The sequence below is a fragment of the Antarctobacter sp. genome, assembly GCF_034670325.1.
GTDB lineage: Bacteria > Pseudomonadota > Alphaproteobacteria > Rhodobacterales > Rhodobacteraceae > Antarctobacter.
The window spans coordinates 438,606-458,616 of the sequence record NZ_JAXMNR010000005.1 but is presented as its reverse complement, the minus strand read 5'-3'; the positions used below and the strand labels follow the sequence as shown (position 1 = coordinate 458,616).

The 20,011-nt window shown below is 62.2% G+C and carries 29 protein-coding genes; 24 read left to right on the top strand and 5 right to left on the bottom strand.

Annotation, left to right across the window (positions count from 1 at the left end):
• The first annotated feature begins 135 nt into the window (after positions 1-135).
• From rpsJ to rplP, 9 genes are all read left to right on the top strand, one after another.
• Entirely contained in the window at positions 136-441 is a 306-nt protein-coding gene (gene rpsJ, locus VOI21_RS15350) for a 30S ribosomal protein S10 (protein WP_089279938.1), read from the top strand.
• A gap of 13 nt (positions 442-454) precedes the next feature.
• A complete protein-coding gene (gene rplC, locus VOI21_RS15345; RefSeq protein WP_323770808.1) occupies positions 455-1,297 on the top strand; it encodes a 50S ribosomal protein L3 in 843 nt (280 codons plus the stop codon).
• A complete protein-coding gene (gene rplD, locus VOI21_RS15340) occupies positions 1,294-1,911 on the top strand; it encodes a 50S ribosomal protein L4 (protein ID WP_323770807.1) in 618 nt (205 codons plus the stop codon). Before rplC ends, rplD begins: the two co-directional genes overlap by 4 nt.
• Positions 1,908-2,204, top strand: coding sequence for a 50S ribosomal protein L23 (locus VOI21_RS15335; protein WP_089279941.1), 297 nt, complete (start codon positions 1,908-1,910; stop codon positions 2,202-2,204). The genes rplD and VOI21_RS15335 overlap by 4 nt, the downstream gene beginning before the upstream one ends.
• A 1,446-nt stretch (positions 2,205-3,650) precedes the next feature.
• Positions 3,651-4,493, top strand: a complete 843-nt coding sequence (rplB, locus tag VOI21_RS15330) for a 50S ribosomal protein L2 (RefSeq protein WP_089280179.1) — start codon at positions 3,651-3,653, stop codon at positions 4,491-4,493.
• Positions 4,494-4,496: 3 nt separating this feature from the next.
• Positions 4,497-4,775, top strand: coding sequence for a 30S ribosomal protein S19 (rpsS, locus tag VOI21_RS15325; protein WP_089280180.1), 279 nt, complete (start codon positions 4,497-4,499; stop codon positions 4,773-4,775).
• Positions 4,776-4,778: 3 nt separating this feature from the next.
• Entirely contained in the window at positions 4,779-5,159 is a 381-nt protein-coding gene (rplV, locus tag VOI21_RS15320; RefSeq protein WP_323770806.1) for a 50S ribosomal protein L22, read from the top strand.
• Positions 5,159-5,893, top strand: a complete 735-nt coding sequence (rpsC, locus tag VOI21_RS15315) for a 30S ribosomal protein S3 (protein ID WP_323770805.1) — start codon at positions 5,159-5,161, stop codon at positions 5,891-5,893. The genes rplV and rpsC overlap by 1 nt, the downstream gene beginning before the upstream one ends.
• Before the next feature lie 2 nt (positions 5,894-5,895).
• Positions 5,896-6,309, top strand: a complete 414-nt coding sequence (gene rplP, locus VOI21_RS15310) for a 50S ribosomal protein L16 (protein ID WP_218450187.1) — start codon at positions 5,896-5,898, stop codon at positions 6,307-6,309.
• Between the two features lie 76 nt (positions 6,310-6,385).
• On the opposite strand, the gene VOI21_RS15305 is transcribed toward rplP, so the two are convergent.
• Positions 6,386-7,123 carry a hypothetical protein gene (locus VOI21_RS15305; RefSeq protein WP_323770804.1) on the bottom strand — a complete coding sequence of 246 codons (738 nt, stop codon included), beginning with the start codon at positions 7,121-7,123 and terminating at the stop codon, positions 6,386-6,388.
• Positions 7,124-7,214: 91 nt separating this feature from the next.
• Between VOI21_RS15305 and VOI21_RS15300 the strand changes: the two genes are divergently transcribed.
• Both VOI21_RS15300 and VOI21_RS15295 read left to right on the top strand, forming a co-directional pair.
• Positions 7,215-7,832, top strand: coding sequence for a 2OG-Fe(II) oxygenase family protein (locus tag VOI21_RS15300; RefSeq protein ID WP_323770803.1), 618 nt, complete (start codon positions 7,215-7,217; stop codon positions 7,830-7,832).
• A gap of 151 nt (positions 7,833-7,983) precedes the next feature.
• Positions 7,984-8,475 (top strand): hypothetical protein, encoded by a 492-nt coding sequence (locus tag VOI21_RS15295; RefSeq protein ID WP_323770802.1) that lies wholly within the window; start codon positions 7,984-7,986, stop codon positions 8,473-8,475.
• A 130-nt stretch (positions 8,476-8,605) separates the two neighbouring features.
• Here the strand turns inward: VOI21_RS15295 and VOI21_RS15290 are convergent, their stop codons facing one another.
• Together VOI21_RS15290 and VOI21_RS15285 are read right to left on the bottom strand one after the other, a co-directional pair.
• Complete coding sequence (locus VOI21_RS15290) at positions 8,606-10,201, bottom strand: ATP-binding protein (protein ID WP_323770801.1); 1,596 nt, start codon at positions 10,199-10,201, stop codon at positions 8,606-8,608.
• Positions 10,202-10,372: 171 nt separating this feature from the next.
• Positions 10,373-10,663, bottom strand: a complete 291-nt coding sequence (locus VOI21_RS15285; protein ID WP_323770800.1) for a hypothetical protein — start codon at positions 10,661-10,663, stop codon at positions 10,373-10,375.
• Positions 10,664-10,920: 257 nt separating this feature from the next.
• On the opposite strand from VOI21_RS15285, the gene rpmC reads away from it, so the two are divergent.
• The 11 genes from rpmC to rpmD all read left to right on the top strand — a co-directional run bounded on the left by rpmC (position 10,921) and on the right by rpmD (position 15,396).
• A complete protein-coding gene (gene rpmC, locus VOI21_RS15280) occupies positions 10,921-11,133 on the top strand; it encodes a 50S ribosomal protein L29 (protein ID WP_089280188.1) in 213 nt (70 codons plus the stop codon).
• 3 nt (positions 11,134-11,136) lie between these two features.
• Positions 11,137-11,445 (top strand): 30S ribosomal protein S17, encoded by a 309-nt coding sequence (gene rpsQ / locus VOI21_RS15275; protein ID WP_323770799.1) that lies wholly within the window; start codon positions 11,137-11,139, stop codon positions 11,443-11,445.
• 95 nt (positions 11,446-11,540) lie between these two features.
• Positions 11,541-11,909 carry a 50S ribosomal protein L14 gene (gene rplN / locus VOI21_RS15270; RefSeq protein ID WP_323770798.1) on the top strand — a complete coding sequence of 123 codons (369 nt, stop codon included), beginning with the start codon at positions 11,541-11,543 and terminating at the stop codon, positions 11,907-11,909.
• A 1-nt stretch (position 11,910) separates the two neighbouring features.
• The gene (gene rplX, locus VOI21_RS15265) at positions 11,911-12,222 is read left to right on the top strand and encodes a 50S ribosomal protein L24 (RefSeq protein ID WP_323770797.1); all 312 of its coding nucleotides are present in this window, start codon (positions 11,911-11,913) and stop codon (positions 12,220-12,222) included.
• On the top strand, positions 12,215-12,796 hold the full coding sequence (gene rplE / locus VOI21_RS15260) for a 50S ribosomal protein L5 (RefSeq protein WP_323770796.1): 582 nt from the start codon (positions 12,215-12,217) through the stop codon (positions 12,794-12,796). The genes rplX and rplE overlap by 8 nt, the downstream gene beginning before the upstream one ends.
• 12 nt (positions 12,797-12,808) lie before the next feature.
• Positions 12,809-13,114, top strand: a complete 306-nt coding sequence (rpsN, locus tag VOI21_RS15255; protein ID WP_089280193.1) for a 30S ribosomal protein S14 — start codon at positions 12,809-12,811, stop codon at positions 13,112-13,114.
• Positions 13,115-13,128: 14 nt separating this feature from the next.
• Positions 13,129-13,521 (top strand): 30S ribosomal protein S8, encoded by a 393-nt coding sequence (gene rpsH, locus VOI21_RS15250; protein WP_089280194.1) that lies wholly within the window; start codon positions 13,129-13,131, stop codon positions 13,519-13,521.
• Between the two features lie 12 nt (positions 13,522-13,533).
• Complete coding sequence (gene rplF, locus VOI21_RS15245; RefSeq protein WP_323770795.1) at positions 13,534-14,067, top strand: 50S ribosomal protein L6; 534 nt, start codon at positions 13,534-13,536, stop codon at positions 14,065-14,067.
• Positions 14,068-14,078: 11 nt separating this feature from the next.
• A complete protein-coding gene (gene rplR / locus VOI21_RS15240) occupies positions 14,079-14,438 on the top strand; it encodes a 50S ribosomal protein L18 (protein WP_323770794.1) in 360 nt (119 codons plus the stop codon).
• A 184-nt stretch (positions 14,439-14,622) separates the two neighbouring features.
• Positions 14,623-15,204, top strand: coding sequence for a 30S ribosomal protein S5 (rpsE, locus tag VOI21_RS15235; RefSeq protein WP_323770793.1), 582 nt, complete (start codon positions 14,623-14,625; stop codon positions 15,202-15,204).
• Positions 15,205-15,207: 3 nt separating this feature from the next.
• Positions 15,208-15,396 carry a 50S ribosomal protein L30 gene (rpmD, locus tag VOI21_RS15230; RefSeq protein ID WP_323770792.1) on the top strand — a complete coding sequence of 63 codons (189 nt, stop codon included), beginning with the start codon at positions 15,208-15,210 and terminating at the stop codon, positions 15,394-15,396.
• 124 nt (positions 15,397-15,520) lie between these two features.
• Here the strand turns inward: rpmD and VOI21_RS15225 are convergent, their stop codons facing one another.
• A complete protein-coding gene (locus tag VOI21_RS15225; RefSeq protein WP_323770791.1) occupies positions 15,521-16,783 on the bottom strand; it encodes a DEAD/DEAH box helicase in 1,263 nt (420 codons plus the stop codon).
• 334 nt (positions 16,784-17,117) lie between these two features.
• Between VOI21_RS15225 and VOI21_RS15220 the strand changes: the two genes are divergently transcribed.
• The gene (locus VOI21_RS15220; RefSeq protein WP_323770790.1) at positions 17,118-17,903 is read left to right on the top strand and encodes an MBL fold metallo-hydrolase; all 786 of its coding nucleotides are present in this window, start codon (positions 17,118-17,120) and stop codon (positions 17,901-17,903) included.
• A 52-nt stretch (positions 17,904-17,955) separates the two neighbouring features.
• On the opposite strand, the gene VOI21_RS15215 is transcribed toward VOI21_RS15220, so the two are convergent.
• On the bottom strand, positions 17,956-18,702 hold the full coding sequence (locus VOI21_RS15215) for a hypothetical protein (protein ID WP_323770789.1): 747 nt from the start codon (positions 18,700-18,702) through the stop codon (positions 17,956-17,958).
• Between the two features lie 101 nt (positions 18,703-18,803).
• Here VOI21_RS15215 and VOI21_RS15210 point away from each other — a divergent pair, with 101 nt between their 5' ends.
• A complete protein-coding gene (locus tag VOI21_RS15210) occupies positions 18,804-20,009 on the top strand; it encodes a cytochrome P450 (protein WP_323770788.1) in 1,206 nt (401 codons plus the stop codon).
• The last annotated feature ends 2 nt before the right edge of the window (positions 20,010-20,011 follow it).

The window sequence follows — 20,011 nt, the reverse complement described above, 5'->3', positions numbered from 1 at the left end:
AGCACACATTCCGGGGTGTCTGACACCCATACTGAAGGGCGGGACCAGTCCCGCCCTACACATTCCGGGTTCGATGAGGCGCGCGGGTGGTCCGTCCTCCTCCTCTCAACCCCAACGCCAAGATAGGCTGTCCAAATGAGCCAGAATATCCGTATCCGGCTGAAGGCGTTCGATTACCGCGTGCTTGATGCAAGTACGCAGGAAATCGTCAACACCGCCAAGCGCACCGGCGCGACGGTCCGCGGTCCCATCCCGCTGCCGAACAAGATCGAAAAGTTCACCGTTCTGCGTGGCCCGCACGTGAACAAGAAGTCGCGCGACCAGTTCGAGATCCGGACGCACAAGCGTCTGCTCGACATCGTCGATCCGACTCCGCAGACTGTGGACGCCCTGATGAAGCTCGACCTCGCCGCTGGCGTGGATGTCGAGATCAAGGTCTAAGGAGGGCTCGGATATGATGCGCTCTGGAGTGATCGCAAAGAAGATCGGCATGACTCGTCTTTTCATGGAAGACGGCAAGCAGATCCCAGTCACCGTGCTGCAACTCGACAACCTTCAGGTTGTTGCGCAGCGCACAAATGACCAGCACGGCTACACCGCCGTTCAGCTGGGTGCCGGAAACGCCAAGGTCAAGCGCGTGAGCCAGGCCATGCGCGGTCACTTTGCCGTTGCCAAGGTCGAGCCCAAGCGCAAGGTCGTGGAATTCCGCGTCGCGCCCGAGAACCTGATCGAAGTGGGCGAGGAAATCATCGCCGACCATTACTTCGAGGGTCAGTTCGTGGACGTCAGCGGCATCACCATCGGTAAAGGTTTTGCCGGCGGTATGAAGCGCCACAACTTTGGCGGTCTGCGCGCCACGCACGGTGTCTCTGTCAGCCATCGTTCGCATGGTTCGACCGGTCAGTGTCAGAACCCCGGCAAGGTGTTCAAAGGCAAGAAGATGGCCGGCCACATGGGGTCCGTGCGTGTCACCACGCAGAACCTGCAGGTCGTCCGCACCGACAGCGACCGTGGCATCATCATGATCAAGGGCGCCGTTCCCGGCCCCAAAGGCTCGTGGGTGACCATCAAGGACGCGGTGAAAAAGCCCGCGCCCGAAAATGTCATTCTGCCCGCTGCTCTGATGAGCTCGAAGCGCGAAGCGATGAAAGCCGCCGAAGAAGCCGCCCGCCAGGCCGAAGAAGAGGCCAAGGCAGCAGAAGAGGCACGTCTTGCAGAGGAGGCCGCCCAGCAGGAGGCGTCTCTGAAGGCAGCCGAGGCTGAAATCGAGGCCGAGAAGAAGGAAGGCGAGGAATGAAACTCGACGTGATCAATCTCGACGGCGGCACCGCTGGCGAAGTCGAGCTGGACGAGGCCCTGTTTGGTCTCGAGCCGCGCGCCGACATTCTCCACCGCGTCGTCCGCTGGCAGCGTAACAAGGCGCAAGCCGGTACGCACAAGGTCAAGACCCGCTCGGAAGTGTCGTACTCGACCAAGAAGATCTATCGCCAGAAGGGCACCGGCGGCGCACGCCACGGTTCCCGCAAGGCGCCGATCTTCCGCAAGGGTGGCATCTACAAGGGCCCGACCCCGCGGTCGCACGCCCATGACCTGCCCAAGAAGGTCCGTAAACTGGGTCTGCTGCACGCGCTGTCGTCCAAGTTCAAGGACGGGTCGCTGGTGGTGATCGAGGCGGCGGATTGCGATGGCAAGGCCAACACGCTGGCCAAGCAGGTTGCAAACCTCGGCTGGAAGCGCGCGCTGATCATCGACGGCGCGGTCATCAGTGAGAACTTTGCCCGCGCGGCGGCCAACATCGAGGGTCTCGATGTGCTGCCCAGCCAGGGCGCAAACGTCTATGACATCCTCAAGCGCGACACGCTCGTGCTGACCAAGGCGGGTGTCGAAGCACTGGAGGCTCGGTTGAAATGAGCGCGAAGGCAGAACACTACGACGTGATCCGCAAGCCGATCATCACCGAAAAAACCACCATGGCGTCCGAGAATGGCGCAGTGGTTTTCGAAGTGGCGATCGACGCGGCCAAGCCGCAGATCAAAGAGGCCGTTGAGGCGCTGTTTGGTGTCAAGGTGAAGGCGGTCAACACCACCATCACCAAGGGCAAGCAAAAGCGTTTCCGGGGCACCATGGGTCGCCGCAAGGACGTCAAGAAGGCCTATGTGACCCTCGAAGAGGGCAACACGATCGACGTGAACACCGGTCTGTGAGTGTGGTGGGTTGAAAACCTACCCTACGGAATTTGGTGAGGCCCTCGCAGCGATGCGGGGGCCTTTTCGTTTGTGTGTCCACGTGTGGACACGAGCGCTGGTGTTATAGATCAAAGGGTTACAGAGGCGTTTTTACGGACTCTTCATACTTGGGGCTGATTTGAGGGCTCTTGGGTGGGGGTGTTTTGGGATTGATTGGTAAGGCGCGCGTCGTTGTCCAGCTGGCGGCACGACCTTTACCTTGTGCTAGATTGACGGCGGAGCCACAGGGCGCGGAACAAGGCCGACAGGCCGCCGCGCCAGAGCCGACGCGCCCCTATGCGGCGGCTCTTCGGTGAGGCTGGACCCGGCCTTTGATGTTTTACGGATGCCTTGGGATAAACTGCCAGTTTCGGACGGTTGCAGAGCCACCGCGCGCGTCGGCTCTGGCGCGACTATGTTCTTTGTCGCATGGTCGCGTTTTTTGGTGTTCGCCAAGCGCCGCTCAATACAAGGTTAGATTAGGTCCTAGATGTTAGATCCCAAACAACTCGAGCAAGCTGTAAAAGACGCATATTTGGCTAGCGAAAACGAAATGGGTTGGCGACTTTTGGCGAGCCCCCAAAACGTCCTTTTCGGCGCAGACGTTGCGTTTATCGGAATGAACCCAGGAGGCGTTGAAGAAATTTCAGGCCATGGCGAATTCGCGATGGCGCGTGGCAGTGCGTACGTTGATGAGGTGTGGCCGGGGTGGGCCAAAGGGGCGAGCCCGCTTCAAATCCAGGTTCGCAAACTTTTCCACTATCTGGATCAGTCGCCGGAAGACGTTTTGGCCGGTAATTTTGTTCCATTTAGGTCACCAAATTGGGCCAGTCTTAAGGACAAGCGGGCGTCTCTGGGCTTTGGCGAGACACTTTGGCAGCGAATTCTTGGATCGGCTAAACCCAAATTGATTGTTGGAATGGGTGGCCCGATCGCAGGCCCGCTCTCACAATTGCTGGATATCCGACATTTGGAAGCCGTCGATGTCGGGTGGGGCAATGTGAAAGGTCGGTTCGGTTCTAATGGGACCACGCGGTTGGTTATCTTGCCGCACCTTTCCCGGTTTGCAATCATTGGACGGCGTGAAAGTGCTCAGGGGCTGGAGGTGCTTTTTGGACCCACATGGGGACGCGGTTTCAGAAGTTGCGATGTTGCCGGTCCAATCCGGTGGGGGAAAACCTCACGCCACTTGACCCCACCCCCATCCTCCCCTAACAGACACCATCCGCAGCAGCCCCGGATTCGTCCGGGGCTTTGCTATTGTCTGCGGGGACACAGATTCGGGCACCTGCGGACGTCAGTCGAGGGGCCTATACCACCGGGCACCTGCGGACATTTGTCGAGGGGCCTATACCAGTGGCGGGCTAACCCCCGCCCTACATAAGTCCCGGCAACGGGGCTGCTAGCTAACGGAAGACAGAAAGCATGGCACTCAAGTCGTACAAACCTACGACGCCGGGCCAGCGCGGGCTGGTGCTGATCGACCGTTCGGAGCTGTACAAAGGACGTCCCGTCAAGGCCCTCACCGAGGGTCTGACGAAAAAGGGCGGCCGGAACAACACCGGACGTATCACGGCACGCCGCCGCGGTGGCGGGGCGAAACGCCTCTACCGGATCGTCGACTTCAAGCGGAACAAATTCGATGTCAACGGCATCGTGGTCCGCATTGAATATGACCCCAACCGTACCGCCTTTATCGCGCTCGTCCAGTATGACGACGGCGAACAGGCCTATATCCTTGCGCCCCAGCGCCTTGGCATTGGCGACAAGATCGTCTCTTCCAAGAAGGCAGACATCAAGCCCGGCAACTGTATGCCGTTCTCGGGTATGCCGATCGGTACCATCGTTCACAACATCGAGCTGAAGCCCGGCAAGGGCGGTCAGATCGCACGCGCCGCTGGCACCTATGCCCAGTTCGTCGGCCGTGACGGTGGCTATGCCCAGATCCGCCTGTCGTCGGGCGAACTGCGCCTTGTGCGTCAGGAATGTCTGGCAACCGTGGGTGCCGTGTCGAACCCCGACAACAGCAACCAGAACCTCGGCAAGGCCGGCCGTGTGCGCCACATGGGCAAGCGCCCCTCCGTTCGCGGTGTCGTCATGAACCCGATCGACCACCCGCACGGTGGTGGTGAAGGCCGTACCTCTGGGGGTCGCCATCCGGTGACGCCGTGGGGCAAGCCGACCAAGGGCAAACGCACCCGCAACACCAACAAGGCGTCGCAGAAGCTGATCATCCGCTCGCGTCACGCCAAGAAGAAGGGGCGGTAATTTATGTCGCGTTCCGTCTGGAAAGGTCCGTTCGTCGATTCCTATGTCTTGAAGAAGGCAGAGAAGTCGCGCGAGTCGGGCAAGAACGAAGTCATCAAGATCTGGTCGCGCCGCTCGACGATCCTGCCCCAGTTCGTGGGCCTGACGTTTGGTGTCTACAACGGTCACAAGCACATTCCGGTCAACGTGTCCGAGGACATGATCGGTCAGAAGTTCGGCGAGTATGCACCGACCCGTACCTATTACGGTCACGCAGCCGACAAAAAAGCGAAGAGGAAGTAAGCCATGGGCAAGGATAAGAATCCCCGCCGCGTGGCGGACAACGAAGCAATGGCAAAACTGCGCATGCTTCGCACTTCGCCGCAGAAACTGAACCTCGTCGCGCAGCTGATCCGTGGCAAGAAGGTGGAAAAGGCCCTGACGGACCTGACCTTCTCGAAAAAGCGGATCGCCGGTGACGTGAAGAAGTGCCTGCAGTCGGCCATCGCCAACGCCGAGAACAACCACGGTCTGGACGTCGATGAACTGGTCGTCGCCGAGGCATTTGTGGGCAAGAACCTGGTCATGAAGCGGGGCCGCCCCCGGGCGCGCGGTCGTTTTGGCCGGATCAACAAGCCGTTCTCGGAACTCACCATCAAGGTGCGCCAGGTTGAGGAGCAAGCCTAATGGGTAATAAAACAAACCCGATCGGTATGCGTCTGCAGGTGAACCGCACCTGGGACAGCCGCTGGTACGCCGACACCAAGGACTATGGGGATCTGCTTCTCGAGGATCTGAAGATCCGCGAGTTCATCTTCAATGAGTACCGCAACCCGCCGAAGCAGGCTGGCATCAGCCGTGTGATCATCGAGCGTCCGCACAAGAAGTGCCGCGTCACGGTGCACACTGCCCGTCCGGGCGTGATCATCGGCAAGAAGGGCGCGGACATCGAGGTGCTTCGCAAGAAGCTGGCGTCGATGACCGACTCGGAACTGCACCTCAACATCGTCGAGGTTCGCAAGCCCGAGCTGGACGCGCAGCTGGTTGGCGAGTCGATCGCTCAGCAGCTTGAGCGTCGTGTGTCCTTCCGCCGCGCGATGAAGCGGGCGGTGCAGAACGCCATGCGTATGGGCGCCCTGGGTATCCGGGTGAACGTCGCGGGTCGTCTGGGTGGCGCGGAAATCGCTCGTACCGAATGGTATCGCGAAGGCCGCGTGCCGCTGCACACGCTGCGTGCCGACATCGATTATGCCACCGTTGAGGCGACCACCGCCTACGGCATCATCGGTATCAAGGTCTGGATCTTCAAAGGCGAGATCATGGAACATGATCCGCAGGCGCGTGAGCGCAAGAACCAGGAACTCCAGGACGGTCCGGCCCCTCGCGGTGCTGGTGGCGGCCGCCGGGATGATCGGAGGTAACCATGCTTCAGCCAAAGCGTACTAAATTCCGCAAGGTACAGAAGGGCCGGATCAAAGGTCTGGCCAAGGGCGGATCCGATCTGAACTTCGGCACCTATGGCCTCAAGGCTCTGGAGCCCGAGCGCGTGACCGCGCGCCAGATCGAAGCCGCCCGTCGTGCTATGACGCGTCACATGAAGCGTCAGGGTCGCGTCTGGATCCGTATCTTCCCGGACACTCCGGTCACTGCCAAGCCCATCGAAGTTCGTATGGGTAAAGGTAAGGGCTCGGTCGATCGCTGGACCTGCAAGGTCAAGCCCGGTCGCGTGATGTTCGAGATCGACGGCGTCAATGAGGACATCGCCCGCGAGGCGCTGCGTCTGGCCGCGATGAAGCTGCCGATCAAGACCCGTGTCGTCGTTCGCGAAGACTGGTAAGCGGCTGGGGGAGACCCCGCTGCAATAGATTTGACCCCCGGCGCGCAAGCGGCGGGGGTTTTTTCTTGCCCAGAGGTCAGCCGGGAAAGATCTGCGCCATTGCGCTGTCAAAACGGGCCCATGTCATCGTCGCCTTGTTGCCGGCGTAGCCCTCATAATAGGACTCTCCCGAGGGCAGAGGCAGCCCGGCCCAGATCTTGGCCAGACGGTACATAAAGCTGCGGCGGGTCAGCTCGCCGCGCTGAAAGGCCAGCATCCCGGCCTCTGCCAGCAGTTCATCCGCCAGCCGGTCCTGTAGTTTGGCGTCAAAGCGTGTCGCCGGATTGACCCCGACCTTGTCCACCAGACGCCGCAGGGTGTCGGGAATGAACTGGTAGCGGCCAATGGCGTGGGGTTGGCCCGGTGTGGCGTCGATCCAGTCATAAACCTGTTGCACGGTCAGGTCAGTGGGGCGCTTGGGCGGTTTGACCTTGGCCCCGTGAATGACCGCATCATAACTGTCGGCCCCGGATTCCGCCTCTGCGATCAGGCTGCGCAGCAGGGCGGTGGCGCTGATGCCCGACAGCGGGCCGGTGGTTGTCTGCCGGGGCGGCGGCGGCGTGCGATCTGGCAGGGCGGCAAACAGCCCCTCTGTGTCCTTGCCGACAAAGAGGCTGGCGGCGCGCGCCTGCCCGGACAGGGGCGTTGCGCGGACAGGAATCAGCGGCGTGCGCGCCGCGCTATCGCCATGCGGGAACAGCGAGGCGGATTGCGCAGCGGCCACGCCGGGCAGGGCCAGCAGCGCCAATATGATCAGGCGGCGGATCGGGAACATTCTGTTCCTCCCTCAGGATTGGCCGCGACACTGCCACCCAGAGGTTGAGATTCCATTTCCCCCGCCCCGGCCTTTGGGCTAAAGCGCGGCCATGACCCAGATACGCTCGCTTTTCGCCACCCGCCTGTATCACGCCAAGCTGTCAGAGCAGGGCACCGTTGACGCCGATGAGTTGGACTCGTCGTGTTATTCCATCGCCGAGGACGACGAGGCCGGGCAGGATTGGTGCGAGGAACACGGCTATCCCGGTTACACCTCCTATGCCTCGCTGACCGATCTTCCGTGGCGGTTCCCGGTCTTTGCGGAACTGGTGAAGGTGCTGGACAAACACGTTACCGCCTTTGCCAAGGATCTGGAGTTCGATCTGGGCGATAAGGCGCTGGTGCTGGAGGATATCTGGATCAACATTCTGCCCGAGGGCGGCACCCATTCCAGCCATATCCACCCGCATTCGGTGATCTCGGGGACAACCTATGTGGCGATGCCCGAAGGCGCGTCGGCGCTAAAGCTGGAAGATCCCCGGCTGGCGATGATGATGGCGGCCCCGACCCGGCAAAAGGACTGCCGCGAGGAGTTGCGGCCCTTTGTCTACATCGCGCCCGAGGTGGGCGATGTGCTGCTGTGGGAAAGCTGGCTGCGCCATGAGGTGCCGCTGAACATGGCCGAGGAAAACCGCGTCTCTGTCAGCTTTAACTACAAGTGGGAATAAGACCCGCTCTGCCCTGTCCGGGAGACAGGTTGAGGATCGCAGGGCCGTAGCCCCCCGGCCCGTCGAATTGCGCGCAGTTTCCACAGGCCCGGTGGCCTCATGTTTACGCCCTTGGGCGAAGCTGTGAGGACAGTGAGAACGGGGGTATCACATGGAAACGCAATCCTGCTGCGCCGGACAGGGCGCAAAGCAAGGCCACCATCGGCGGGCGATGGCGGCAGAGACCACGGAACACGGCGGCTGCGGGAAATCCACGCAGTCGGTCGGGCATCGCGCCAAGGCGGCGGTGGCAGAGGCGGGCGGTTGCCTGAAACAGGGGCAGGCGGCCTCGGCCATTGCGCGAGGCGAGATGTCGATCGTGATCGAGGCGGTGTTCATCAGCCTCAGTTACAGCGAAACTTCGGTCAGCGTGACAGGCGACGCGGCCCCGCTTACGTCAGGGGCTGGGGGTCCCGGCACAGAGGTCCCGGTGGCGGCGTCCGAGACGCCCGAGCCCGAGGTGCCTGACCCTGTGGCGGCAGAGGACCCGCTGGCTGAGCCACCAGAGACAGAGGCCAGCGCCGGATACGTGGCCTCGGGGTATTATATTTCGGCTCAGGCCACGTATGTTTCGGCCAGTATCGCGCTGGAACTGCTGCGCTAGGGGCGCGACGGGCATCGCCGGGTCGTGTCGTCCTGTCCCCATCTGAGGGCGCTCTCAGGTCAGGACGGCGAGGAAGGTTGCGCAGACGGACGGCTCTGGGTCGAACGGCCCCTGTCGGCGCGGGATGTGTTCAGGCGGGTTCCGAGCTTGGCGGGTGCGCGGTTTCCAGCAGCCCGGCGATCCGCGCCCGCAACTCTCCGGCGGGGATGGGTTTGGCCAGAACAAGGTCTATGACAGCCCGGTCCGCCCCGCCTTCGAGGCGCGCCATGCCGGTCAGCAGTATCACCGGGGTCGCGGGGTTCTTGCCCTTGACCCGCGCCGCGATATCGACGCCGCTGAGGTCGCCGGGAATGTAATTGTCCAGCAGGGCAAGGTCGAAACGGTGCGCCGCGACCGCCGCGACCGCCTCTGCCCCGGTGCTGGCGACCGTGACGGTAAAGCCCCAGCGCGTCAGGTTGCGATGCAGGACATTGCGGATTGCGTCCTCGTCTTCGAGAAGCAGGACATGCAGCTTGTCGAAAGTGGACGGCTTGCCGAGGCAGGCTGCGTCGCCTTGGCTCATGGTCTCATGGTGGAGGGGAAAGAACAGGCGCACGCAGGTGCCCGCGCCGAGTTCCGAGGTGATCAGGATCTCTCCGCCCAGTTGCCGCATGAATCCGGCGGCCATCGACAGGCCAAGGCCTGATCCCTCGGAGCGCGACTTCGTCGTGAAAAAGGGTTCGGTCACGCGCGCCAGATTGTGCGGAGGAATGCCCATACCGTCGTCCTGAATGGTCAGGCAGGCATAGTCGCCCGCAACGGGCAGGGTGTTTGCAGCGTCTTTCGGGACACTTTGGATGGCGCTGGTGATCCGGATGGAGCCGCCTTCGCGAATGGCGTCGCGGGCGTTGATCAGGATGTTGAGGATCACCGACTGGAGATTGTCACGGTCGGCAAAGATCGGCAGTGCGCGTGTGCCGCGATCCACCTGAATTGTCGGCTTTTTCAGCGATGTCCGTTCGAACATAACCACGGCGCGCGCCGCCTCTTCGCCCAAGTCGAGCAGGACGGGGCGGATCGTGGCGCGCTGAGCGAAGTTCAGCAGGCTTTGGGTCAGGGTGCCACCGCGCCGGGCCGCCGAGACGATTTCAGACAAGAGTTGGCTGGGCAGGGCAGAGTCGATCCGGTCCTGCAACAGTTCGGCATTGCCCATGACCACGGCAAGGATGTTGTTGACGTCATGGGCGACACCGGCGGTCAGTTCCCCCAGCGCGGCCAGCCGGTTGGCCTGTGCCTTGCGCTCTTCGGCGCGGCGCGTGTCGGTGACGTCCACACTGCTGCCCAGACCGCGCACGACCTCGCCCGTGGCATCGTAATCCGGGGCGACGGTTTCGCGGATATAGCCGATGCTGCCGTCAGCGCGGAAAAAGCGATACTCCATCTCGATGGTTTCGCCCTTGATCAGCCGTTGATAGGCCTCCCGCAGAAGGTTGCGATCCTCCGGATGGATCATCGTCATCGGGCCTTTGAGGCCTGTAACGGTCTCGATGAAGTCACTGGGCGTCTGGCCAAAGATAGCGGCGTGTCGGACCGAGCAAAGCTCGACGATGGATTCCTTTACGTTGAAGACGAAGTAGCCCAGTTGAGCGATGCGCGCCGCCTGTTCCAGCATCACAGCATGGGATTCACCGCCTGCCCCGATACGACTATATAGCGCGTCGTCTTCGGACACGTTCTTATCGGACATGGTCAGTTTCCCTGCTGGACCCGCAACTTGTCTATCAGCTTGTCTTTGCAACGATCAACAGGCAGTCCCGGTCAGCTTGCCAATCCAGCGGTGTGGGAGGGAAAGCGGCGATTACCTGCCGCGCGGGTGCGCCGAGAGGGGCAGGGCAAAACCGCGACCGGTCCGCTTTGCCTAAAGGTGGGATTGAGGTTGCGGCGTGATTTCGGCAAAGCGCGGTGCGGGGCTGAACGGGTAGGGGGCCTGTGACACGACACAGCCATCCTGAATCCGGCGCCACGTGAGCAGGTTGAGCGACATGGAACAGCGCGCCAGAAAGCTCTTGCCGCCGACGGTCAGGCAGGCGATTTCACCCAAGGGCACCTCTTGTCCGTTGCGATTGATGCAGGCGCAGTCCGAAGTGGCCTCATCGGCGAGGGCCGGCTGAAGCGCAAGTATCAGGGCAAGGGTCAGTATCGGGCGCATGCCTTATGATACCGCAGACCGCCCGTTCCCCAAAGCCTGTGCTTTGCGGGCGGGGCTGTTGGCCGGGATATGGATCGGCGCGGCTGGTTTTTCGGGCGGAAAAGCGTCAGGCGCGCGACGTGCCTCAAAATCTATTGCCTTTCGGGGGAATCGCGCATAAAGGGGCGTTTCATCCACGGACTCCACCGGAATCAGGGTGACCTTGCGGCCAAGGCAGGCAGGGGCCTACCGGTGATGTTGTAATAAAGGAGAGGCGCATGAACGCCCACGAACTCCGTGACAAGACCCCGGACGAGCTCCGGGACACGCTTGTCCAATTGAAGAAGGAGGCATTCAACCTCCGTTTCCAGGCGGCCACCGGCCAGATGGAAAACACCTCGCGTATTCGCGTGGTCCGTCGCGACGTTGCCCGGATCATGACCATTCTCAATGAAAAAGCCGCCGCTGCGGCGTCGACTGCGGAGGCTTAACAGATGCCCAAGCGAATCCTGCAAGGCACCGTCACGTCGACCGCCAACAAGCAGACTGTGACCGTCCAGATCGTCCGCCGCTTTAAGCACCCGGTGCTGCAAAAGACGATCAAGAAGTCCAAGAAGTACCGCGCCCACGACGAGAACGAACAGTTCAACGTCGGCGACAACGTCATGATCCGCGAATGCGCGCCCAAGTCCAAGACCAAGCGCTGGGAAATCATGACCGAAGAAATGATTGCCGAGCATGAGAAGCAGCGCGCCGAAGTCGCCGCCGCCAATCTCAAGGCCGAAGCTGAAGCTGCCCACTAAGGGCGACCCGGGGCCGTTCACACGGCCCCGGTGACATTCGAAACCCCCGGGCCAATGTTCTCTGCAGAGCGGTTCGGGACGTCGGGAGAAAACTTATGATCCAGATGCAGACCAATCTGGATGTTGCTGACAATTCCGGAGCCCGGAAAGTTCAGTGCATCAAGGTTCTGGGCGGTTCACACCGCCGCTATGCCTCTGTCGGCGACATCATCGTGGTGTCGGTGAAAGAGGCCATTCCGCGTGGTCGCGTGAAAAAGGGTGACGTCCGCAAGGCCGTCGTCGTGCGCACCGCCAAGGAAGTTCGCCGTGACGATGGCACCACCATCCGCTTTGACCGCAACGCCGCCGTGATCCTCGGCAACAATGGCGAGCCGGTCGGCACCCGTATCTTCGGACCGGTTGTGCGTGAGCTGCGTGCCAAGAACTTCATGAAGATCATCTCGCTCGCCCCGGAGGTGCTGTAAGATGGCTGCAAAACTCAAGAAGGGTGACACCGTCATCGTCCTGACCGGCAAGGACAAGGGCAAGACGGGCGAGATCGTTTCTGTCGACCCCAAGGCCGGCAAGGCCGTGGTTGACGGCGTGAACACCGCCATCCGCCACACCCGCCAGTCGCAGAACAACCAGGGCGGTCGCCTGCCCAAGGCCCTGCCGCTGGACCTCAGCAACCTTGCGTTCGTCGACGCCAACGGCAAGCCGACCCGCGTCGGTTTCCGCATGGAAGGCGACAAGAAGGTGCGCTTTGCCAAGACCACGGGGGACGTGATCGATGCTTGATATGGATAACTACGCCCCGCGCCTGAAGGTCCAGTACAAGGACACCATCAAGGCCGCGATGAAGGAGCAGTTCGGTTACACCAACGACCTGCAAATCCCGTCGGTTCAGAAGATCGTTCTGAACATCGGCTGCGGCACAGAGGCCGTTCGCGATTCCAAGAAGGCCAAGAACGCCATCGAGGAACTGTCGAAGATCGCCGGCCAGCAGGCCGTCGGTACGGTTGCCAAGCAGTCCAACGCGGCGTTCCGCCTGCGTGAAGGCATGATCATCGGCGCGAAGGTGACCCTTCGTGACGTGCGCATGTACGAATTTCTGGACCGTCTGGTGACTGTCGCAATGCCCCGCATCCGTGACTTCCGCGGTGTGAAGGCCTCTTTCGACGGTCGCGGCAACTTTGCCATGGGTCTCAAGGAACACATCGTGTTCCCGGAAATCGACTTCGACAAGGTCGACGAGGTCTGGGGTATGGATGTGGTCATCACGACCAACGCCATTCCCTTTGGCGAGCACAGTGCCGATGCACAGGCGAAAGCCTTGCTGGCCCATTTCAACATGCCGTTCACCAAGGCGTAAGAGGAGCAAGACATGGCGAAAAAATCCATGATCGAGCGCGAGAAAAAGCGCGAGCGCCTGGTGGCCCGGTATGCCGCCAAGCGCGCTGAACTGAAAGAAATCGCAACCGACGAATCCAAGTCGATGGAAGAGCGTTTCAAGGCCCGGCTCAAGCTGGCCAAACTGCCGCGCAATTCCTCGCCCACACGGCTGCACAACCGCTGCCAGCTGACGGGTCGTCCCCACGCGTACTACCGCAAGCTCCGGATCAGCCGTATCGCCCTGCGCGAACTCGGTTCGAACGGCAAGCTGCCGGGCGTTGTGAAATCGAGCTGGTAAGGGAGGGTATATAGATGAACGATCCTATCGGCGATATGCTCACCCGTATCCGCAACTCGCAGATGCGCGGCAAGTCCACCGTCTCGACCCCCGCGTCCAAGCTGCGTGGCTGGGTTCTCGATGTTCTCGCGGATGAAGGTTACATCCGTGGCTACGAGTCCGGCACAGACGTGAACGGTCACCCGACGCTGGAAATCAGCCTCAAATACTTCGATGGCACCCCTGTCATTCGCGAAGTCAAGCGGGTCTCCAAGCCCGGTCGTCGCGTTTACATGAGTGTCGATGACATCCCGCAGGTCCGTCAGGGTCTGGGTGTGTCGATTGTCTCCACCTCCAAGGGTGTGATGTCGGACGCGAACGCACGCGCAGCCAATGTTGGCGGCGAAGTGCTTTGCACCGTATTCTAAGGAGGCCTACACATGTCTCGTATTGGCAAAAAGCCGGTTGAGCTGCCCTCGGGCGTATCAGCCAGCGTCTCGGGCCAGACCATCGAAGTGAAGGGGCCGAAAGGCACCCAGAGCTTTACGGCCACCGATGACGTCACACTTATCGTCGACGACAGCGCCATCAAGGTCGAGCCGCGTGGCAAGTCCAAGCGCGCTCGTCAGCAGTGGGGGATGTCGCGCACGGTCGTGGCGAACCTGGTGCACGGCGTTCAGAACACCTTCAAGAAGGAACTGGAAATCCACGGCGTGGGTTACCGGGCGCAGTTGCAGGGCAAGGTCCTGAAACTGAACCTGGGCCTGTCGCATGACGTCGACTTCCAGATCCCCGACGGCATCACCGTTACCTGCCCGAAACCGACCGAGATCATTGTCGAAGGTCACGACGGGCAGCAGGTTGGTCAGGTCGCCGCGAACATTCGCGACTGGCGCCGGCCGGAGCCGTACAAGGGGAAGGGTATTCGCTATAAAGGCGAATTCATCTTCCGCAAAGAAGGCAAGAAGAAGTAAGGACGCGGAACATGGCAAACAGCAAACGTGTACTGTTCCAGAAGCGCCGTCTGCGCGTCCGGAACAAGCTTCGCAAGGTGAACGCAGGGCGGGTCCGCCTGTCGGTTCACCGGTCGAACAAGAACATCTCGGTCCAGTTGATCGACGACGTGCAGGGCAAGACCCTCGCCGCCGCCTCGACGCTGGAGCCCGCGCTGGGCGTTGTCGGCAAGAACAACGTCGAAGCAGCGGCCAAGGTGGGTGCGGCAATCGCCGAACGCGCCAAGGCCGCGGGGATCGAAGAGGCCTATTTCGATCGTGGGGGGTTCCTCTTCCACGGCCGGGTGAAGGCCGTTGCCGACGCCGCGCGCGAAGGCGGTCTGAAGATCTGATGGCGGCGGGCCGGGCAAATGCCCGGCCTACCGTTTCTCCCGTCCGTTGTGGCGGGATGTAGGCCGGGCGTTTGCCCGGCGTGCTTTGCAGACGGAAACGTCTCGATGATCGAGGGGCCGCTTGCGGCTCACTGCGATTGAACAAAACGGTGCTCTTGGGCACCACGAGATAAAGGAATGCCTGATGGCAGAACGTGATAACAACCGTGGCGGTGGCCGTGGCCGCCGTGAGGAGCAGACGCCTGAGTTTGCCGATCGCCTCGTCGCGATCAACCGTGTGTCCAAGACCGTCAAGGGTGGTAAGCGCTTTGGCTTTGCCGCGCTGGTCGTCGTTGGTGACCAGAAGGGCCGTGTCGGCTTTGGCAAGGGTAAGGCCAAGGAGGTCCCCGAGGCCATCCGCAAGGCGACTGAACAAGCCAAGCGCAAGATGATCCGCGTGCCGCTTAAAGAAGGCCGCACCCTGCACCATGACGTCAAAGGTCATGCAGGTGCCGGCAAGGTGACCATGCGGACCGCGCCTCAGGGTACGGGTATCATCGCCGGTGGTCCGATGCGCGCCGTGTTCGAGATGCTGGGCATCCAGGACGTCGTCGCCAAGTCGACCGGGTCGCAAAACCCCTACGCGATGATCCACGCCACGCTCGACGGTCTGCGCAACCAGCAGTCGCCGCGCAACGTGGCCCAGCGTCGTGGCAAGAAAGTCGCGGACATTCTGCCCAAGCGTGATGAAGCCCCGGCAGCTGCCGCCGAGACCGAGGAGGCCTGATCCATGGCAAAGACTATCGTCGTCAAGCAGGTGGGTTCGCCCATCCGTCGCCCCGCCATCCAGCGTCAGACGCTGGTGGGCCTGGGCCTGAACAAGATGCACCGCGTGCGTGAGCTGGAGGATACTCCCTCGGTTCGCGGCATGATCCGCAAGATCCCGCATCTGGTCGAGATCGTCGAAGAGCGCGACTGACAGGTCGCGCCACTTTGGCACCCAACATAGAAAACGCCCCGCAGGAGACTGCGGGGCGTTTTTTTTGGTCTGAAGTCTGTCGGCCCGGAGGGCAGAGGGCGCGGCATGCCGCGCCCGTCGCCGATCAGGCAGCGCGGCGGCGACGCGGCGCGCGACCGCGCGACGGCTGTGCGCCACCCGGCTTACCGCCACCGCTGTTGCCCTGCGGCCTGCGGCCACTGCGGCCACCACGGCCCTTGGGTTTGGCGGCGGCGCCACCTTCCCATGCGGTGCCACCGGCCACCTCGATCTCACGGCCAAGGACCTTTTGGATGGCCTTGAACTCGCCCATTTCGGCGGGTGCGCAATAGGCCACGGCAGAGCCGTCACGCCCGGCGCGCGCGGTGCGGCCGATGCGGTGAACGTAGTTCTCGGCCACGTTGGGCAGGTCGAAGTTGTAGACATGGCGCACGTCCGGGATATCCAGACCGCGTGCCGCCACGTCCGTGGCCACAAGGATCATCGCCTCACCGCTGCGGAAGGCGCGGATGGCGCGTTCCCGCTGGCCCTGGCTCTTGTTGCCGTGCACCGAGGTGGCGGCAAAGCCTTCGGCGACCAGCGCCTTCATCAGGCGTTCGGCCCCGTGTTTGGTGCGCGAAAACACCACCGCCGCCTCATCGCGGTGTGCCGCGAGGTGTTGGCTGAGGAGGCGACCCTTGCCAGCCTGCTCGATGAAGAAGACCGATTGGTCGATCTTGTCGGCAGGTTTGCCCGGAGGCGCGGTTTCGATGCGCACGGGGTTGGTCAGGTAGGCGGTCGAGAGTTCGGCCATCTGCTTTGGCATCGTCGCCGAGAACAGCATGGTCTGGCGTTCTTTCGGCAGCAGCGACGCGATCCGGCGCAGGGCGTGGATAAAGCCAAGGTCGAGCATCTGGTCGGCCTCGTCCAGCACCAGAAACTGGGTCTGGTCCAGCTTGACCGCGCCGCGATCCAGCAGGTCGATCAGGCGTCCGGGCGTGGCGACCAGCAGGCCGGTGCCACGGGCCAGACGCTGGGCCTGTGCGTTCAGGGAGGCGCCGCCCACAACAAGGTTGACGCGCACAGAGGTCCCGTCAGCGTAGTCGCGCAGGTTGTCGTGGATCTGCTTGGCCAGTTCCCGGGTGGGGGCCAACACAAGGCCGCGTACCTGTTTGGCGTCTGGCTTGCCTTGCAGGCGCATCAGTTGGGATACCAGCGGCAGGCCAAAAGCGGCGGTCTTGCCGGTGCCGGTCTGGGCAAGGCCCATGACGTCACGGCCATTCAGCGCCTCGGGGATGGCACGCAGTTGGATAGGGGTCGGCTCTTTCAGGCCCAGAGCGTCGAGGTTGGCGCTCAGGCGGGCCGGAAGACCCAGTTCGTCGAATGTCAAATCTATGTCCTTTGTCGCGCCGCCTTTCACGTGCGGCACAGAATGGGGTCTCGTCCGTCAGGGACGATGACACGCCGTGGCTACCCATGACGCGCGAGGGGCCGAATGCCACCAGAGCCGTCAGGGGTGAGGCCCGCGCGTGAGGGGGACCCGATCGTATTGGGAATGGATCGCCGGGGACCATGTCCCACCGGCCCGTTCACGCGACGGGCAAGGCGATGGGGCTTAAGTGGGCGCTGGACGCTGAACTGTCAAGGTCAAAGAGTGCTTTGGACAGGTTGCCACACCTCGCACAGGGACTACGTTACCAAGGTGTCAACACGGAGCACATGTCATGACCCTTTCACGCCGCACTTTTCTGACCACTGCCGCTGCCGCCGGCAGCATCACGGTTCTGCCCTTTGCCGGTCGCGCTGGCGGGCATCTGCCCAATGAGTTTAAATCCTCGCAGGGTACGGTGCTGGTCCATCCCGTGCACCATGCCTCGATCGTGATGGAGACGCCGGTTGGCACGCTCTATATTGATCCGGTTGGCGATGTGGCGGACTATGCCGATTACCCCGCAGCCGATCTGATCCTGATCACGCATGAGCACGGCGACCACTACAACGCCGACGTTCTGGCCGCGCTAAAGGGTGAAAACACGCAGATGATCACCAACCCGGCGGTGTTCGACATGCTGTCGGACGCATTGAAGGTGAACACCAGCGTTTTGGCGAATGGCGACACCGCCAGCCTGACCGGCCTTCAGGTGGACGCGATCCCGGCGCATAACATCACCGAAGGGCGCGAGAACTTTCACCCCAAGGGGCGCGACAACGGCTATGTGCTGTCGATGGACGACTTCCGCGTCTATATCTCGGGCGATACCGAGGACGTGCCGGAAATGCGCGCGCTGGAAGGCATCGACCTGGCCTTTGTCTGCATGAACCTGCCGTTCACCATGACCGCAGAGGCGGCTGCCGACGCGGTGCGGGAGTTCAAGCCGACATATGTCTACCCCTACCACTATCGCGGCCGCGACGGCGGCACGCAGGATCCGGCGATGTTCGCCGAGATGGTCGGCGACGCGGCCACGGTGAAGATGGGCGATTGGTACAAGCCGGGTGAGCTAGGCTAAGACAGGCGACCAACGGCACAGGCAAAGGGCGGGGGGTTCCCGCCCTTTGTCGTTATTCGCCCCGGTGGACCAGATAGCGGATCGCCACGTCGAGATCGGTTGGGTCTGAGATCACCGGCGGCTCTCCCCATTCCTCGAACCGGAAAAAGGCGGGGGACTGCCAGTCGGTGAACTGATCGGTTGCCTTGGCATTCTTGCCAACGGACAGCGGGAAGACGGCAAAGAGATCACGGTCGATTTCCAGCGCAAGCTCGCGCTTTTCGACCTTGTAGACCATCACGTAGCGCACCAGACCAATGTCATACCCGCCTTCGGTCCGTGTCTCGATATAGGCGTAGGGGGTCACATAGGTGTCGGCGCGGTGGTAGAGCGGCGACAGCGGGCGATAACGGGTCTTTGTCTCGTCTATTGCGCCGCTGGCCACGCGGATTTCGACCAGCAGTTCGGGTCGGGGCGTGGCGAATTCCGGGGTTGTGATGCTCCATATCCGCAGGATCAGCGCCAGAGTGATCGCCAGAGGGACGCCGATCCAGACCGCCAGCGCCGTTTGCGACAGAAAAGGTTTTCCGGGCGGCAGTCGGTGCCAGCGGATCACCCCGATCAGCGCCACGATGGCCCCCAGACCCGCGCCAATCGGCGCGCCTGCGGTCGCTGCGCCCATGGCAAGCCCGCCGTCGCCAGCGTAGGTGCCAAAGGACAGGCCCAAGCCAATGACCAGAAAAAAGCCCGCGACCGCACCGACAAGCGCCCCGGCCATCAAGGTCAGGAGCGACAAAAACAGGGTCAGCGCATTCTTCATGCCTGATCCTACCAAGTTCGGGGTCGGGGCGCAGGCCCGGAATACCCGCCCCTTGTCTCTGCTTGCCGCTGGGCGCAGGATGGGGGCCGGGAGGATTGTTCATGCTGGATATCGCGGGGTTCGACCTCAACACGATCGGGCCCGATTTCATCGAGAACCCGCATCCGGTGTTGCATCGCCTGCGGGCCGAAGACCCGATCCATCGCAACGCCGACGGCTCTGTCTACCTGACGCGGCATGACGATTGTCTGAAGGTCTACCAGAGCCGGGATATGCTGTCGGACAAGACCGAGGCCTTTGGCGAGAAATTCGGCCGCTGTCCGCTGCACACCCATCACACGACCTCGTTGATCTTCAACGATCCGCCGTATCATACCGTGGTGCGCAAGCTGATCTCGGGCGCGTTCACGCCGCGCAAGCTGGCCGAGTTCGAGCCGCTGATCGGCGGTATCGTGGACCGGCTGCTGGACCGGGTCGAGGATCTGGGTGAGCTGGATCTGATCGAGGATTTCGCCAAGGAACTGCCGACCGAGATCATCAGTTTCATGCTGGGCATCCCCGAGGAATATCGCGCCCGCCTGCGCGGCTATTCGCTGGCGATCCTTGGTGCGCTGGACCCGGTGGTGCCGGCGGACCGGCTGGCAGCGGGCAGCACGGCGGTCACCGAGTTTGGTGAGATCCTTGGCGACCTGATCGACCACCGGCGCCGCAATCCGGACGGCGCACATGAGGGCGAGGTGCTGGAGGCGCTGATCTTTGGCGAGCACGAGGGGCGGCGTCTGACGCAGGAAGAGCTGATCCAGAACTGTATCTTCCTGCTGAACGCGGGCCATGAGACGACCACCAGCTTTGTCGGCAATTCCATCGGGTTGCTGCTGGACAACCCGGATCAGCACCGGCTGTTGCTGGACGATCCGGCCCTGATCGCCCCGGCGGTCGAGGAATTCCTGCGGGTGGAATCGCCTTTGCAGATCGGCAACCGGCTGGCGGGGGAGGATATCCAACTGTCGCATGGGGTGCTGCCGAAAGGCACCTATATCCATACTTCGATTGCGGCGGCCAACCGCGATCCAGAGGTGTTTGCCGACCCGGACCGCGTTGACATCACGCGTAAACCCAACCGTCACATCGCCTTTATCACCGGGATTCACGTCTGCCTTGGGGCGACGCTGGCGCGGGTCGAGGGACGGATTGCCCTTGGCCGGTTTGTGCAGCGGTTTCCGAAACTGGTGTCCAACGGACCACGCACACGGGTGCCGCTGGCGCGTTTCCGGGGCTATGCGACGCTGCCCGTGCGCGTCGGCTGAAC

Coding starts and splice junctions, on each gene's coding strand:
- rpsN (WP_089280193.1), top strand. CDS start 12,809: ATGGCGAAAAAATCCATGATCGAGCGCGAGAAAAAGCGCGAGCGCCTG.
- rplP (WP_218450187.1), top strand. CDS start 5,896: ATGCTTCAGCCAAAGCGTACTAAATTCCGCAAGGTACAGAAGGGCCGG.
- VOI21_RS15210 (WP_323770788.1), top strand. CDS start 18,804: ATGCTGGATATCGCGGGGTTCGACCTCAACACGATCGGGCCCGATTTC.
- rplE (WP_323770796.1), top strand. CDS start 12,215: ATGCTTGATATGGATAACTACGCCCCGCGCCTGAAGGTCCAGTACAAG.
- VOI21_RS15285 (WP_323770800.1), bottom strand. CDS start 10,663: ATGCGCCCGATACTGACCCTTGCCCTGATACTTGCGCTTCAGCCGGCC.
- rplC (WP_323770808.1), top strand. CDS start 455: ATGATGCGCTCTGGAGTGATCGCAAAGAAGATCGGCATGACTCGTCTT.
- rplD (WP_323770807.1), top strand. CDS start 1,294: ATGAAACTCGACGTGATCAATCTCGACGGCGGCACCGCTGGCGAAGTC.
- VOI21_RS15215 (WP_323770789.1), bottom strand. CDS start 18,702: ATGAAGAATGCGCTGACCCTGTTTTTGTCGCTCCTGACCTTGATGGCC.
- rplN (WP_323770798.1), top strand. CDS start 11,541: ATGATCCAGATGCAGACCAATCTGGATGTTGCTGACAATTCCGGAGCC.
- rpsC (WP_323770805.1), top strand. CDS start 5,159: ATGGGTAATAAAACAAACCCGATCGGTATGCGTCTGCAGGTGAACCGC.
- VOI21_RS15290 (WP_323770801.1), bottom strand. CDS start 10,201: ATGTCCGATAAGAACGTGTCCGAAGACGACGCGCTATATAGTCGTATC.
- rplB (WP_089280179.1), top strand. CDS start 3,651: ATGGCACTCAAGTCGTACAAACCTACGACGCCGGGCCAGCGCGGGCTG.
- rplV (WP_323770806.1), top strand. CDS start 4,779: ATGGGCAAGGATAAGAATCCCCGCCGCGTGGCGGACAACGAAGCAATG.
- rpsJ (WP_089279938.1), top strand. CDS start 136: ATGAGCCAGAATATCCGTATCCGGCTGAAGGCGTTCGATTACCGCGTG.
- rpsH (WP_089280194.1), top strand. CDS start 13,129: ATGAACGATCCTATCGGCGATATGCTCACCCGTATCCGCAACTCGCAG.
- rplR (WP_323770794.1), top strand. CDS start 14,079: ATGGCAAACAGCAAACGTGTACTGTTCCAGAAGCGCCGTCTGCGCGTC.
- rpsE (WP_323770793.1), top strand. CDS start 14,623: ATGGCAGAACGTGATAACAACCGTGGCGGTGGCCGTGGCCGCCGTGAG.
- rpmD (WP_323770792.1), top strand. CDS start 15,208: ATGGCAAAGACTATCGTCGTCAAGCAGGTGGGTTCGCCCATCCGTCGC.
- rpsQ (WP_323770799.1), top strand. CDS start 11,137: ATGCCCAAGCGAATCCTGCAAGGCACCGTCACGTCGACCGCCAACAAG.
- VOI21_RS15220 (WP_323770790.1), top strand. CDS start 17,118: ATGACCCTTTCACGCCGCACTTTTCTGACCACTGCCGCTGCCGCCGGC.
- rpmC (WP_089280188.1), top strand. CDS start 10,921: ATGAACGCCCACGAACTCCGTGACAAGACCCCGGACGAGCTCCGGGAC.
- rplX (WP_323770797.1), top strand. CDS start 11,911: ATGGCTGCAAAACTCAAGAAGGGTGACACCGTCATCGTCCTGACCGGC.
- VOI21_RS15305 (WP_323770804.1), bottom strand. CDS start 7,123: ATGTTCCCGATCCGCCGCCTGATCATATTGGCGCTGCTGGCCCTGCCC.
- rplF (WP_323770795.1), top strand. CDS start 13,534: ATGTCTCGTATTGGCAAAAAGCCGGTTGAGCTGCCCTCGGGCGTATCA.
- VOI21_RS15295 (WP_323770802.1), top strand. CDS start 7,984: ATGGAAACGCAATCCTGCTGCGCCGGACAGGGCGCAAAGCAAGGCCAC.
- VOI21_RS15335 (WP_089279941.1), top strand. CDS start 1,908: ATGAGCGCGAAGGCAGAACACTACGACGTGATCCGCAAGCCGATCATC.
- rpsS (WP_089280180.1), top strand. CDS start 4,497: ATGTCGCGTTCCGTCTGGAAAGGTCCGTTCGTCGATTCCTATGTCTTG.
- VOI21_RS15300 (WP_323770803.1), top strand. CDS start 7,215: ATGACCCAGATACGCTCGCTTTTCGCCACCCGCCTGTATCACGCCAAG.